This window comes from Pseudofrankia saprophytica (assembly GCF_000235425.2).
Lineage (GTDB): Bacteria > Actinomycetota > Actinomycetes > Frankiales > Frankiaceae > Pseudofrankia > Pseudofrankia saprophytica.
On record NZ_KI912266.1, the window covers coordinates 2,603,154 to 2,617,184 of the forward strand.

General features: G+C 73.5%; 10 protein-coding genes. 6 read left to right on the top strand and 4 right to left on the bottom strand.

What is annotated here, in order from left to right; all coding sequences use genetic code 11:
- Positions 1–53: 53 nt before the first annotated feature.
- Positions 54–914 carry a leucyl/phenylalanyl-tRNA--protein transferase gene (gene aat / locus FRCN3DRAFT_RS0210840; protein ID WP_007517044.1) on the bottom strand — a complete coding sequence of 287 codons (861 nt, stop codon included), beginning with the start codon at positions 912–914 and terminating at the stop codon, positions 54–56.
- The gene (locus FRCN3DRAFT_RS0210845; RefSeq protein ID WP_007517042.1) at positions 911–3,205 is read right to left on the bottom strand and encodes a putative bifunctional diguanylate cyclase/phosphodiesterase; all 2,295 of its coding nucleotides are present in this window, start codon (positions 3,203–3,205) and stop codon (positions 911–913) included. The genes aat and FRCN3DRAFT_RS0210845 overlap by 4 nt, the downstream gene beginning before the upstream one ends.
- A 755-nt stretch (positions 3,206–3,960) precedes the next feature.
- Between FRCN3DRAFT_RS0210845 and FRCN3DRAFT_RS0210850 the strand changes: the two genes are divergently transcribed.
- The 6 genes from FRCN3DRAFT_RS0210850 to FRCN3DRAFT_RS0210875 all read left to right on the top strand — a co-directional run bounded on the left by FRCN3DRAFT_RS0210850 (position 3,961) and on the right by FRCN3DRAFT_RS0210875 (position 12,098).
- Entirely contained in the window at positions 3,961–4,833 is an 873-nt protein-coding gene (locus FRCN3DRAFT_RS0210850) for an LLM class F420-dependent oxidoreductase (RefSeq protein WP_007517039.1), read from the top strand.
- Positions 4,834–5,002: 169 nt separating this feature from the next.
- Positions 5,003–6,340 carry an MFS transporter gene (locus FRCN3DRAFT_RS43870; protein ID WP_232794005.1) on the top strand — a complete coding sequence of 446 codons (1,338 nt, stop codon included), beginning with the start codon at positions 5,003–5,005 and terminating at the stop codon, positions 6,338–6,340.
- A gap of 395 nt (positions 6,341–6,735) precedes the next feature.
- Positions 6,736–7,695: a response regulator transcription factor gene (locus tag FRCN3DRAFT_RS0210860; RefSeq protein ID WP_007517036.1), complete on the top strand. Its 960-nt coding sequence runs from the start codon at positions 6,736–6,738 to the stop codon at positions 7,693–7,695.
- Positions 7,696–7,702: 7 nt separating this feature from the next.
- Positions 7,703–9,121: a sensor histidine kinase gene (locus tag FRCN3DRAFT_RS0210865; RefSeq protein ID WP_027140463.1), complete on the top strand. Its 1,419-nt coding sequence runs from the start codon at positions 7,703–7,705 to the stop codon at positions 9,119–9,121.
- 230 nt (positions 9,122–9,351) lie between these two features.
- Positions 9,352–10,977 (top strand): esterase-like activity of phytase family protein, encoded by a 1,626-nt coding sequence (locus tag FRCN3DRAFT_RS0210870; protein WP_007517032.1) that lies wholly within the window; start codon positions 9,352–9,354, stop codon positions 10,975–10,977.
- Positions 10,978–11,126: 149 nt separating this feature from the next.
- Entirely contained in the window at positions 11,127–12,098 is a 972-nt protein-coding gene (locus FRCN3DRAFT_RS0210875) for a TAXI family TRAP transporter solute-binding subunit (RefSeq protein ID WP_232794006.1), read from the top strand.
- A 47-nt stretch (positions 12,099–12,145) separates the two neighbouring features.
- Here FRCN3DRAFT_RS0210875 and FRCN3DRAFT_RS0210880 read toward each other — a convergent pair whose 3' ends face one another.
- Entirely contained in the window at positions 12,146–13,330 is a 1,185-nt protein-coding gene (locus FRCN3DRAFT_RS0210880; protein WP_007517029.1) for a hypothetical protein, read from the bottom strand.
- Positions 13,327–14,031: SbcC/MukB-like Walker B domain-containing protein (locus tag FRCN3DRAFT_RS0210885; RefSeq protein WP_007517028.1), on the bottom strand; the 705-nt coding region annotated here is incomplete at its 5' end. The genes FRCN3DRAFT_RS0210885 and FRCN3DRAFT_RS0210880, both read right to left, overlap by 4 nt.

The window sequence follows — 14,031 nt, forward strand, 5'->3', positions numbered from 1 at the left end:
CGGGCCGGGACAGGGCGCCGAGGGCGGGCCACGAGCCCGGGGCCGAGCCCGGGCTAGACAGCCGGTGGGGGCGAGGCGACCGGTGGGACCGGATCCGCGGGCGGCGGGTGAAGCAGCCGGGCGACGGGCAGCCGGTCGGTGACGAGGCGGACGTCGTCGTCACGGACCGCCCGCAGCGTCGCCAGGTAGTCGTCCCGTGGGATCTCGACGGCGCCGAGCCGGCCCAGGTGGTCGCTGGCGATCTGTACGTCGAGCAGCCGGCCGCCCGCGGCGGCGAACCGGGCGTCCAGGTCCACCAGCGCGACCTTGGAGGCGTCGGTCTCGCTGTGGAACATCGACTCGCCGACGAAGACCCCGCCGACCAGGATGCCGAACGCGCCGCCGGCGAGCTGGTCGCCCGCCCACACCTCGAGGCTGTGCGCCCAGCCGAGCGCGTGTAGCCGGGTGTAGCCGGCCCGCAGCTCGTCGGTGATCCAGATTTCGGGCGCGGCCCGCCGGCAGCGGCTGACGACCTCGTCGAAGGCCTGGTCCATCGTGGTCGTCCATCCGCAGGACCGGATCCGACCGCGCAGCGACCGGGTGGTGCGCACCGCGCCGACCGGGATCACCGCCCGCGGGTCGGGGCACCACCAGGGCAGGTAGCCCGGCCGGGGCCGACGCCCGAGCCCGCGGCCCACCGCGCGCAGCGCGAGCGCGAGCTGGCGCAGCTGCCCGGCTGTCCGGTCGTCGGGCTGGTCGTCATCGGTCTCGTCCTCGGTCGGCCAGGGGAACACGCCGGCCCGGTAGGCGCCGATGAGCGCGTCCGGGGTGGCGCCACCACCGAGCGCCACCGGCGCGTCGGGCGGCCCCTCGGTCAGCGGCAGCGTGTCCCACCAGCTCGGGCCGGGTCGGGCTGGCCTAGCGGTGAGGCTCACGGCCCCGCGACGGTGCCGGGAGGCCCGGCGGGCGTCGCGGCCGCGGTGAGCCTCGCGGTGATGAGCTCGGCTGGTCCGGGCTCGCCGACGTAGAACCCCTGGGCCAGGTCGCAGCCGAACTCGCGCAGCAGCGCGAGCCCCCGCTCCGTCTCGACCCCCTCGGCGACCACCCGCAGGCCGAGGTCGTGCGCGAGGTCGACGGTCGACCGGACGATCTTGCGGGCCACGTCGTTGCACTCCAGCCGGCTGACGAAGAACCTGTCCAGCTTGAGCACGTCCACCGGGAAGTCGCCGGACAGGTAGGCCAGCGTCGAGTAGCCGGTGCCGTAGTCGTCCACCGCGATGCGCACGCCCAGATCGTGCAGCTCGGTGAGCACCGCGGTGGCACGGGCGCGGTCGAGCATCAGCGTGGTCTCGGTGAGCTCGAGCTCGAGCGCGTCGGCGCCAAGGCCGTGCGCGGCGAGCAGGCCGAGCACATGGTCGGGGAAGGCCCGGTCGAGCAGGTCGGTCGCGGAGATGTTCACCGCGGCCGTGACGTCGAGGCCGGCGGAGCGCCAGCTCGCCAGCTGGGCGCACGACTGGTCGAGCACGGCGGTGGTCAACGGGCGCATCAGCCCGGCGTGCTCGGCGAGCCGCACGAACGAGTCGGGGGCGAGCAGGCCGCGGTCCGGGTGGTTCCAGCGGGCCAGCGCCTCCACCGAGCGGATCCGGCCGGTGGCGATCTCGACCTTCGGCTGGAAGTGCGCCTCGATCTGGTCGCCGCTGATGCCGACCCGCAGGGCCTCGGTCAGGGTGAGCTCGATCAGCGACGCGTCGGCGGCCCTCGGGTCGTAGTGCTCCACGCCGGTGTGCCGCTTCTTGGCGGCGTACATGGCGATGTCGGCGCGCCTCAGCAGCTCGTCCGCGTCCGCGGCCTGGTCGGGGTAGACCGCGGCGCCGATGCTCGCCGCCACCGGGATCGTGAGCGTGCCGACGTGGAAGTCGCCCTCGAGTGCCGCGCGCACCCGGTCGGCGACCAGGTGCGCGCCGACGCCGTCGGTCCGTTCCAGCAGCACGGCGAACTCGTCGCCGCCGAGCCGCGCGAGCACGTCCCCGGGGCGCAGCGCCGTGGCGATGCGCCCGCCGACCTCGATGAGCACCTCGTCTCCGACCGGGTGACCGAGCGACTCGTTGACGAGCTTGAACCGGTCGAGGTCAAGGAGCAGCAGGGCGAGCGAGTGCCCCGCGCTGGCCGCGCGGGTGATGGCCGCGCGCAGCCTCTCGTCCAGCCCGCGCCGGTTGGGCAGGCTGGTGAGGTCATCCGTGAGTGCCAGCGCCTTGGACTCGGCCAGCCGTTGCATCTCGACGAACGTGAGGCCCGCCCGCGCGAGCGCGGCGATCACCGTGCAGGCCGCGAGCAGGACGGCGGCCAGCGGCAGGCGCACGGTCGGCCCGGCCACCAGAATGCCGAGCGCGGTGAGGGCGAGCACCGTCGGGATGAGCATGATGCCCCAGCCCGCGGCCCTGGCCGGAGGCTGGCGTGGCTGACGCTGCCAGGCGGCGAACGCCAGCAGCAGCTGGGACAGCGCCCACAGGACGTCCGACGGGCCGCCGGGGGAGAAGCCGCCCGCGGTCGCCGTCTGGGAGGCCAGCGCGGTGTCCGCCGCGACGAAGCACAGCAGGCCGCAGCCGAGCAGCCACCACACCCGCCCGGCGCGGCGGCCGAGCAGGCCGAACACGCTGAGCACCAGCAGCGCGAGCAGCAGGTCGGCGAGCGGGTAGACCAGCGCGATGAGCAGGTCGCCGAGCCCCAGCTCGGGCTCGCGCCTCTTCATGACCACGCCGAGGCCGGTGGTGAGCGCAGCGACCCCGAGCAGGCCGATCAGCCCGTCGAGCAGCAGGCTCCTGGGTAGCCGTAGCAGGCGGTGGCGCAGCAGCAGGATGACGGCCGCGTAGCACGCCGGGTAGAACGCCAGCCAGCCGGCGTCGATGACAGACGGCGGGATGGCCTGCTGTTTGCCCTCGACGACGTACCCGGTGAGGGACGAGCAGAGCGTGGCCGCGCCGTAGAGGAGCAACCCACCGCCGAGGATCGCCCAGGGCGCCCGGTCGCCGCGGATGAGGACGGCGCGCAGGACGCACAGCAGGCCCACCGCGAGGCTGAACGTGTTGCGCAGGGGCCAGGCCATCACGTCGAGCCAGGGCGCCGCGGTGAAGCCGGCGGCCGCCAGCGTCACGGCCGCGACCAGCAGCAGGAGCTGGCCGACGCGGATCATCCGGTACCGGCGCGACGGGGGCCCGGTGGTGATCACCTCGCGCGCTCGCCGTCGCCCGCGCCGACGTCGCGTGGTCGTCCGGTGGGCGGCGCGATCCGTGCGGACACCCGTGCCTCGGCCGCGGCGACCCAGGAACACCGCCCGTCGTTGAATCGCCGGACCTGGTGACGGGCGGGCCTCGACATGCGGCAATTGTCGCCGATTCCGGCGAGAACCAGAGGGTCGGTGTTTCCCCGGCGATAATGGCCTGTTCGCGCGTTGGGCGAAGTTAGCGTGCTGAATGCGTTCTGGACGACCTCTGTCACTGGTCGGCTTCTCGTTGTTTGCTTCACGGTCATCGACGGCGGGTGTCGCTGGTACGGGGCGTGGCGGGTGGCTGGCGTGGACAACCCGCCGGGGGGATAGGCGTCCGCCCGTTGGGCCCCGGGCCGCGGCTCGGATCTCGGCACCTGGCCTGCAGCACGACTGACGGGCCGCGCCTGGTCCGAGGGGCTTGGCGCGGCGAAGCGGGTGCGGCGAAGGTATCGGCGCGGCGACGTCATAGTCATGGCGGGCATAGGGTCGTGGGCAGTCGTGCATCTCGGTCGGTGTGCCCCGGCCGGGATACCCCGCCCGCCGTCGAGCATGCGCGGGCCGTCAGGGCCTGGCCCGGGCAGAGAGCACCACCCGCCGGGCACAGGCCGTGGGCGGCCGCGCGGCGGTGCACAGACCCCTGACCACGCAGGTCGGGCGCTCGGCGTCCGACCGGCGAGCGCTCCGGCGCCCGCCCACCCGGAGAAGGGCCACGCCTGATGCGGATTGGACTTCAGATCCCCGACTTCACCTGGCCCGGCGGGCCGGCGCGGCTCGGCGCGGATCTGGCCGAGATCGCGAGGACCGCCGACGCGGCCGGCTTCGACAAACTGGCCGTGATGGACCACTTCTTCCAGATCGCGTTCGTCGGCCCGCCCGAGCACGACATGCTGGAGGCCTACACGACGCTGGGCTACCTGGCCGCGATCACCGAGCGCGTCAAGCTGCTGACGCTGGTCACGGGCACCGTCTACCGGCAGCCCGGCGTCCTCGCGAAGACGATCAGCACGCTCGACGTGCTGTCGGGCGGGCGGGCGTGGCTGGGCATCGGCGCCGCCTGGAACGAGGAGGAGGCGGCCGGCCTCGGGATCCCGTTCCCGCCCGTCGCGGAGCGGTTCGAGCGGCTGGAGGAGACGCTCCAGATCTGCCTGGCGATGTGGTCGGACGACGAGAGCCCCTACGCCGGCAAGCACTACCAGCTGGCTCGGCCGCTGGACGTGCCGCGGAGCCTGAGCCGTCCGCACCCGCCGATCATGATCGGCGGCGGCGGCGAGAAGAAGACGCTGCGGCTGGTGGCCCGCTACGGCCAGGCCTGCAACCTCTTCTCCGGCCCGGACCTCGAGCACAAGCTCGCGGTGCTGCGCGGGCACTGCGAGGCGGTGGGGCGCGACTACGACGAGATCATCAAGACGGCCTACTACGCGTTCGACCCGGGCGAGGGCGGCAAGAACGTCGGCGCGATCCTCGCCGACCTGGAGCGGCTGGCCGCCCTGGGCATCCAGGAGGTCATCGGCGGGGTCACCGACGTGGTCAGGATCCGCCCGCTGGAGATCCTCGGCTCCGAGGTGATCGGCCAGGTGGCCGACCTGTAGCAGGGAGACGGCTGACGTCGTGGGGGCACCGGGTGGCCGGTATGTCCGGCATGCTGGATTGGTGACCTCCGCGCCCGAGCAGGCCCCTCGACCAGCGTCCTCGAAGCCGGAGGGTCCCAGGACGCCGCGGACGCGGCGATCTCAGGCCCTCCGGCTTCATCGCGCCTGGGTGGTGGCCGCGGTGGCGTTCGTCGCGCTCGTCGGGGCCGCCGGGTTCCGCGCGGTGCCCAGCGTGTTCATCCTGCCGCTGCAGGAGGAGTTCGGCTGGTCCCGGGCGGCCGTCTCCTCGGCGGTCTCCGTGAACCTCGTCCTCTACGGGCTCACGGCGCCGTTCGCCGCGGCTCTGATGGAACGGTTCGGGATCCGGCGGGTGGTGGCCGTGGCGCTGCTGCTGGTCGCGGCCGGCAGCGGGTTGACCGTGTTCATGACCGCCACCTGGCAGCTGATCGTCTGTTGGGGCGTGCTGGTGGGCCTCGGCACCGGCTCGATGGCGCTGGTGTTCGCCGCGACGATCGCCGGCCGGTGGTTCGAGCGGCATCGCGGCCTGGTGGTGGGTGTGCTCACCGCGGGCGGAGCGACCGGGCAGCTGGTCTTCCTGCCGGTGCTCGCGGTGCTGGTCGACCGGTACGGATGGCGCGCCGCCGCGCTGACGGTCACGGTCGCCGCGGCGGCCGTGATCCCGCTCGTCATCGCGGGGATCCGTGACCATCCGAGCGACGTCGGCCTGCGTCCCTACGGGGCGGCGCCCGAGCCGGAGCCCTCGGACCCGGCCGCGCTCGACGCGTCGGGCAGCCCCAAGCCGGCGGTGGGCGCGGCCCGGGCCGCTGGCGCGGCGCTGACCGGGCTCGCCACCGCGGTCAGGAGCCGGGCGTTCTGGGCGCTCGCCGGCGGGTTCTTCATCTGCGGCATGAGCACCAACGGTCTGATCGGCACGCATTTCATACCCGCGGCGCACGACCACGGGATGCCCGAGGTCACCGCCGCCGGGCTGCTGGCCGTCGTCGGGATCTTCGACATCGTGGGGACTGTGGCGTCCGGCTGGCTGACCGACCGCTTCGACAGCCGCTACCTGCTCGTCGCGTACTACGCGCTGCGTGGGCTCGGGCTCGCGGGGCTGCCGCTGCTGCTCTCGTCCGAGCCGCATCCCAGCATGATCGCCTTCATCGTCGTGTACGGGCTGGACTGGGTGGCGACGGTGCCACCGACGATCGCGCTGTGCCGGTCGGTGTTCGGGCCCGAACGTGCCCCGGTGATCTTCGGCTGGGTGTTCGCCTCCCATCAGCTCGGCGCCGCCGTGGCGGCCGTCGCCGCGGGCTGGGTGCGCGAGGCCACCGGCACCTACACGGCCGCCTGGTATGGCGCGGCGTTCCTCTGCCTGGTGGCCGCGTTCCTGTCCGCGACGGTCCACGCCGGGCCGGCGGACGCCTCGCCGCGCGGGCGACCAGCGCGCCGCCGGGTCGCGGTACCTGTCCCGGCCGACGACACGTTGCCGGCTCCCGCCGGCTGAGCCGACATCCCCAGCGCCGGCTGGCGGAAACCCGTCCGGGCCGCTGGTCGGCGCATCCTGTCGCCTTTCCTAATCGTGGATCCCCATTGGCGGTCGGGAATGCGGAACAAGATGTCGCCAACCACCGCGGCCGGGAAAATGGCTCGGACGGCCCGGTTCGGCTGAGCGGCTTTATCCCAGTGGTGACCGCGGTTCGCCGGCAGGCGGCCGGCCATCCACCCGGACGTGGTCTTGAGCTACGTGCGATCCGAATTAACGTGACGCGGGAGCACGGCTGGCGGGAGTGCTAGCTTGTCGAGGCAGGACGGGCGGCGCGACGATGGGCCGGCCGCGGCGGTGATGCCAGGAGGGCGGGCCGCGCGTGGGCGCGCGGCGTCGCCGGACGGGAGTGCCCCATGCGGTTGTTGATCGTGGAGGACGATGACCGCGTAGCTGCGGCGCTGTCCAGCGTGCTCGGCCGGCACGGCTTCGACATCGTCAGGGCCCGCACCGGGGCGCGTGCCCTGGACCTCATGCACACCCGGCCCGATCTGGTGCTGCTCGACCTCGGACTGCCCGACCGCGACGGCTTCGAGGTCTGCGGCCGGATCCGCAAGGTGTCCAACACCCCGGTGATCATGGTGACGGCGCGGACCGAGCTGTCCGCCCGCATCCACGGGCTCTACCTCGGCGCGGACGACTACATCGTCAAGCCCTATGACCTGCGGGAGCTGATCGCCCGGATCCACGCCGTGGTGCGCCGCTCCCGGCCCGACCCGCTCGCCCCCGCCGAGGCCGACACCGCCGCCTACCCGGGCGGGGCGGCCACCCGGCCGGACGGTTCTGCGCCCGCCGGATCGGCCTCGGCGATCCGGCAGGGGCCCAGAGCCGGCGGCGCGAGTCCGCAGGGTTCGGCCGCCGGCGCCGGTGTGGTGGAGGTCGGTCGGGTCGTCGAGACCCGCGGCCTGCGCATCCAGCTCGACAGCCGCGAGGTGACGGCCGACGACGGGCGGGCCGTCGTCCTGACCCGCAAGGAGTTCGACCTGCTCGCCGAGCTGGCCAGGGCCCCGGGCGTGGTGTTCCGGCGCGAGCAGCTGATCAGCGAGGTCTGGGGCTCGTCGGTGCAGTCGGCGTCCCGCACGCTCGAGGTCCATGTGGCCTCGCTGCGCGCCAAGCTGGGTGACCCGTGCGTCGTCCAGACGGTCCGGGGCGTCGGCTACCGGCTGGCGGCGGCGGGCGCGCCGGCGCCACCGCCTGCCAAGGTCGCCCAGCCGGGCGCGACCGCCGCCGTGGCAGCGGTCGAGCAGGATGTGGACGTCCCAGAGCTGGCCGCCTCGGCGGCCGCGGCCGCCGTGAAACGCCGCCGGCGGGCCTGACCGTCCCGTGCGCGCCAGGCTGTTGGTGATCCTGCTGTCACTGATGACCGCGGCGCTCGTCGTGCTCGGCGTCCCGCTGGCGCGCAGCATCGCGGAGGGTCGCCAGCAGGCGATGTTCTTCGACCGGCTCGGCGACACCACCCGGTTCGCCGGCATGGCCGGGCAGAGCCCCGGGCCAGACGGCACCCGCGCGCTGGCCGGCGAGCTCGTCCGCTACGACCAGGTGTACGGCGTCGAGGCGATCGTCTACGGCCGCGACGTCATCGTGCGCGCGGCCTCCCGACCGGTGCCCTCCATCCCCGACCCCCGGGTGCGCGCGCAGCTGAACGCGGCGCTGCGCGGGCGGGCGGGGGAGAACCCGGCGCAGATCTGGCCCTGGCAGGACCGGCCGCTCGTGATCGCCGAGCCGGTGCTCTCGGGCGGTGACGTGATCGGGGCGGTGCTGACCGTCTCCCCGACCGACCGGCTGCGCGGCCAGGTGCTGCGCCGCTGGCTGCTGCTCGGCCTCGGCGAGATCGCGGCGCTGCTGCTGTGCCTCGCGGTCGCGCTGCGGCTGACCAGGTGGCTGCTCGCGCCGATCGACAGCCTGGACGCGGTCACGCACGCCATCGCCACCGGCCAGCTGTCCACCCGGGTCTCGGAGCGGGTCGGGCCGCCGGAGCTGCGCCGGCTCGCGAGCGCGTTCAACGAGATGGCCGACCACGTGCAGGAGGTGATCTCCCAGCAGCGGGCGTTCGTCGCGGACGCGTCCCACCAGCTGCGCAACCCGCTGTCGGCGTTGCTGCTGCGGATCGAGAACATCGGGCTGGGCCTGCCCCCGGAGTGGCTCGACGAGCTGGAGGAGACCAGGACGGAGGGCCGCCGGCTCACCGAGGTGCTCGACGAGCTGCTCGCGCTCGCCCAGGCCGAGCACGCGGCCACTCGCCCGGCACTGTTCGACGTCGCCGCGGCCGCCCGCGAGCGGCTCTCCGCCTGGCGGCCGGTGGCGACGTCGCGGCAGGTCGTCCTCGTCCAGTCCGGGTTGTCCGAGGCCATGGGGTACGCCGACCGCACGGCGATCGGCAGCGCCCTCGACGCGGTGGTCGACAACGCGATCAAGTTCTCGCCGGCGGGCTCCGCCGTGGAGGTGGCCGTGGTCCGGGACGCCGACTCGGTGCGGGTGGTCGTGCGCGACCAGGGCCCCGGCGTCGCGCCCGACGAGCTGCCCGCCGTCGGCCGGCGATTCTGGCGCAGCCCGCGCAACGTCAACGTCGGCGGCTCCGGGCTGGGGCTGAGCATCGCCATCGCGCTGCTGGGCGCCTCCGGCGGAACCCTGTCGGTCGCGCTGGCCGAGCCGACCGGGTTGGCCGTGACGCTGCGCGTCCCGCGCCGTCCCGTCGCCGCTCTCGCGGCCGCCGCACCCCTGGTGAAGGTACCGGCCTCCTGACGTCCCGGTTCCGCGTTTGGCTGGCGGCCGGGTGACAGCGGGCTCGACACGGAGCCCGGCCTGGGCCGCCGCCCGCCGGGCTCGTCGCCCAGGGAGTCCCGGCAGGTCGAAACAACACGTTTTTACCGGTTAACCATCGCTCCACCCCGGGGACCGGCGCTGGCCATCGGCGAGATGGAGGCTCGCCGACGGCGTGCCGTCGGGCACGCGACGGACAGTGGGGGAACTGGATGAACCGCATACGTCTCACCTCGGCCGCGGCGGGGGCGGTGGCCGTCGCGCTGCTGGGCGCCGGCGTCGCCCAGGCCGGTGGCGACGAGCCGCTGGCGAAGGACGACAGCTATCAGGTCCAGGCCGGCGGCACGCTGACCGCCAGTGGCCACGGGGACAGCATCCTGCGTAACGACAAGGGCAAGAATCTAGCGCTGGTAACGAATACCAAGCCGGCCAATGGCACGCTCGCACTCGACCCGGACGGCACGTTCACCTATAAGCCGAACCCCGGCTTCACCGGCACGGATTCCTTCTCCTACACGGTGAGTGACGCCGTCACGCGGTACGACACGCAGCTGCCGCCACTGGCGACGATCGGCGGCGTGAAGATCGGCGGTGGGGCGTATGGCTCCGCGCTCTACCCGGCCCCGCGCGGCGGCAACGACGAGTTCTACGGCATCACGGACCGCGGCCCGAACGTCGACGGCCCGAACGGCGTGAAGGTCGAGCCGCTGCCCGACTTCACCCCCGCGATCGGCAAGTTCCGGCTCAAGAACGGCGTCGCGACGCTCGAGGGGTCGATCCCGCTGCGCGCGGCGGACGGTTCCCCGTACAACGGCCGGGTCAGCACTGAGGCGACCACCGGCGAGACGATCCTGGACCTGAACGGCAACACGCTCGCGGCGAGCCCCTACGGCTATGACCCCGAAGGCATCGTGGCGCTGCGGGACGGCACCTTCTGGATCTCCGACGAGTACGGCCCGTACATCACGCACTTCGACGCGAACGGCCGGCAGATCGGGCGGCTCTCGCCGTTCGACGGCTCGCTGCCCGCGGAGCTGAGCAACCGTATGCCCAACCGCGGCATGGAGGGCCTGACCATCACGCCCGACGGCGACACGCTGGTCGGGATCGTGCAGTCGGCGCTGCAGCAGCCTGACCTGTCCGGGAAGCCGGTGAACGTCCCGCCGCTGCGGATCGTGACCTACGACCTGCGGACGAAGGCCACGCACGAGTACCTCTACCTGCTGGACGACCCGAAGGTGAACGCCGGCGCCGTGTCGGAGATCACCGCGCTGTCCAACAGCACGTTCCTCGTCGACGAGCGCGACGGGAAGTTCGAGCCCGGGGTGTTCAAGCGGTTCTTCAAGATTGACCTGGCCGGCGCGACCGACGTCGGCCCGAAGGCCAACATCCCGGGCGCCACCTACGCCGCCAGCAAGGGTGGCCTGCTTCTCGGCTCGGCCCAGAAGACCATCGAGGGCACTGTCGGCGAGTCCACCACCGCCGCCGCGCTCACGACGCTGACCGCCGCCGGCATCACCCCGGTGAAGAAGTCGCTGTACGTCGACTTCGCCGGCCTGGTCAGCACGCTCGACCCGACGGGTGGCTTCTTCGGCCACGACAAGGTCGAGGGAGTCGCGACGACGGACGGCGGCAGGACGCTGGTCGTCGCCAACGACAGCGACTTCGGCATCTCCGGCCTGACGAACAGCGCCGCGCCGTTCCAGCTCAAGGCGAAGGTCCTGCCGAACGGCAAGCAGGACGACGGCTCGTTCCTGGTGGTGGACGTGTCCAAGCTGGACGGCAGCTACTCCAGCACCGCCACGGTGACCATCACCGTCACCACTGGCAAGAGGTAACCCCGGCAGACAGGCGTCCCCGTGGCCTGGCTGGCAGGCGCCAGCCAGGCCACGGCCTGCCGTCCCCAAGCACCCGCCGGTATCGTCGTCCAGACATGCAGCGGTTACGGCTGGGGCGTCCGACACGCGGGTGGCTGACGCGTCGGCGCGTGCTCACCGTCGTGGCCGCCGCCACCGCGGTGCTCACCGGCATGGCCATCACCGTCGCGGCGGTCGCCAGGGACGAGCAGGACAACCAATACCGGCACGGCACGATCATGATCCTCACCGGCGGAACCAAGGGCATCTACTACACCTACGGGGTGGAGCTCGCCGCGGCCGTCAACCGCCGCCTCGGCGGGGTGCAGGCGCAGGCGATGGCCACCACGGCGTCGGTCGACAACGTGCGCCAGGTCGCCCGGTCGGCGAACGTCTTCGCGTTCACCGCTGCCGACGCCGCCTCCGCGGCCGTGGCCGGGCGGGCGCCGTTCACCCACCAGGTGCCGATCCGCGCACTGGCCCGGATCTACGACGACTACGTGCACCTGGTGGTCCGCGCGGACGCCCCGATCCATACCATCGCCGACCTCGCAGGCAAGCGGGTGTCGGTCGGCTCGGACGGGTCGGGCACCGAACTGATCGCCGAACGGATGCTCGCCGTCGCGGGGATCGACCCGGCGACGCTGAGCACCAGCCGGCTCGGCATCAACGAGTCGGTGGTCGCGCTGCAGGACAGTGACCTCGACGCGTTCTTCTGGTCAGGCGGCCTGCCGACCACCGGTATCACAGAGCTTGCCCAGCAGACCCCGATCCGCCTGGTCCCGCTCGGCCAGCTCGCCGCCGGTCTGCACGCCGAGTGGGACCCGGTCTACCGCTCCGGCGCGATCCTCGCCGATACCTACCCGCTGGCTGGCGACGCCGTCGACACGCCGACGGTCGCCGTGCCCGACCTGCTCATCACTCGTGCGGACACCGATCCGGGGCTGGTCGAGGAGGTGACCAGAATCCTGTTCGACGCCCGCGCCGAGATCGCCGACCGGGTGCCGGTCGCCTACGCGCTGGACCGGCGCAGCGCCATAGCCACGTCACCCATCCCCCTGCACGACGGCGCCCTGCGCTACTACCGGGCCACCAAGAGCTGAGAACGCCGTCGGCCGACGACCGCGCGGACGTCAGCCGGTTCGCGCCGTCAGCCGACGGCGGCGCGGCGCAGGGAACGGTAAAGGAGCTGGGCGTCGCCGAGGCGGCGGCGCAGCGCCCGCTCGAGCCCCGCGATGGGGTAAAGGTTCTGGGGAGCGCGGCCGTCCTTGAACTCCTGGGAGGCGAACCGCGGCAGCACCGCCTGGCTCAGGTCCGCGAGCGCGACCGCCTCGTCCAGGGCCAGGTCGGCTCGGCACTCGACGCGGGCGACGCCGGCCCAGGGAGCGCCGGGCCGGCTGGGAAGACGCAGATACCAGCTGAACCGGTCCCAGCTGGCGTCCCGGCGGTTGTTCAGCAGGAAGATCGGCGTGCGTTCCGCCCGGTCGAGCGCCCCGACGACTGCGTGCTGCGCCGCCGGCAGGTACTGGGTGTGATGGGTCTTGACGAAGCCCAGCGTGCGGGGCAGGCGGGTCCGGCCGCGCAGCGGGCCGTCGACGACGAGCAGGTCGTCCGCCCGCCCGCCGGCCTGGTCGGCGGTGCGCTGGTCTGTGGGGTGCTGGTCGGTGGCGCCCTGGTCGGGCCACGGCTGACCGTCGGCGTCCACGCCGAACTCACCCGCGAGGGCGTCCGCGAACAGGGCGTCATCGTCGTCGATGGTCTGGATCAGCTGGTGGGCACGGCGCGCCTTGCCGGCGGTCCGGACCTCCAGCTCGAGCAGCTCCTGCTGCAGGGCCAGGGTCGGGCCGTCGGGGCCGTCCTTGGCCATCCTGACGCGGTACCGGCCGCCGCCGGTGCGCAGGTCGGTCGCGTGGCTGGCGGCGGTGAACAGGCCGCGGCGGACATGGGCACCGAGCAGGTGGGCGCCCTCGCCGCAGCAGCAGACGACGCCGCCGGCGTAGGAGGCGCAGATGGCCGGCGCGGCGGAGGCCGCCGCGGCACCGTCCGGCGCGAGGTCATGGATCCAGGCCCTCGCCTCGACCCGGCGCACGCCGTCCACGAACAGCACGGCGGAGGGCACGGCGACGGACCGAGCCCTGGCCGACGGCACGGCCATGGGACGCCACGCCGCGGCCCTGACCTCCAGGTTCACCTCGACGCGGGCGCTGGAGTCCGCGAGGTCGTCCCCGGCCACGCTGGTGCCGTAGCTCGGATCCCAGGCGTCGACGCTGAACCGCATGCCCCCGGCGGCCGACGGCGCCGCGGCCGGCGGGGTGAGGCCCGTGGTGGTCGTCAAGCGTTCTCCCTGGTGACGGTGGAGGTGCGCTGGTCGCGGCTCACCGCGAAACGGACCGGAACCCGTTCGGCCAGCGCACGGACGTGCGTGACGATGCCGACCATCCGCCCGGCGCTTCCCCCGCCGCCGCCGGCCAGGTTCTCCAGCGTGGTCGCGACGATGTCGAGCGTCGCGTCGTCGAGGGTGCCGAAACCCTCGTCGAGGAAGATCGAGTCGAGTCGGGTCGCGCCGGCCGCCGCCATCATCGTGAGCTGCGCCGACAGCGCCAGCGCCAGCGCCAGGCTGGCCTGGAAGGTCTCCCCCCCGGACAGGGTGCGTACCGGGCGCTCGGAGTCGGCGTCGGCGTGGTCGACGACGATGAACTCGCCGTCCGCGTGGGTCAGCTCGAACTGCCCACCCGACAGCTCCGCCAGCGTCAGCGACGCGTCGGCGACGAGGGTGTCGAGCGCCGCGGCGACCAGCCAGCGCTGGAATCCGTTGGAACGCAGCAACGTCCCGAGCTGGTGGGAGACCTGCTCCGCCTCTCGCGCCCGGGTCAGCCCGTCACGTAGCCCGGCGGCCTCGGCGCGCCGTTCGGCGATCCGGTCCCGGTCCGCCCTGGCCCGTTCGAGGGCCGCGGACACCGCGCGCGCCGCGGCGTCGGCGGCCGTGGCCGCGGCCGGCTGGATGCCGTGGGCCGCGAGCAGCTCGGCCAGCGCCCG

Excerpts from the sequence above, each read along its gene's own strand:
- FRCN3DRAFT_RS0210850 (WP_007517039.1), top strand. The coding sequence starts at position 3,961 with ATGCGGATTGGACTTCAGATCCCCGACTTCACCTGGCCCGGCGGGCCG.
- FRCN3DRAFT_RS0210860 (WP_007517036.1), top strand. The coding sequence starts at position 6,736 with ATGCGGTTGTTGATCGTGGAGGACGATGACCGCGTAGCTGCGGCGCTG.
- FRCN3DRAFT_RS0210870 (WP_007517032.1), top strand. The coding sequence starts at position 9,352 with ATGAACCGCATACGTCTCACCTCGGCCGCGGCGGGGGCGGTGGCCGTC.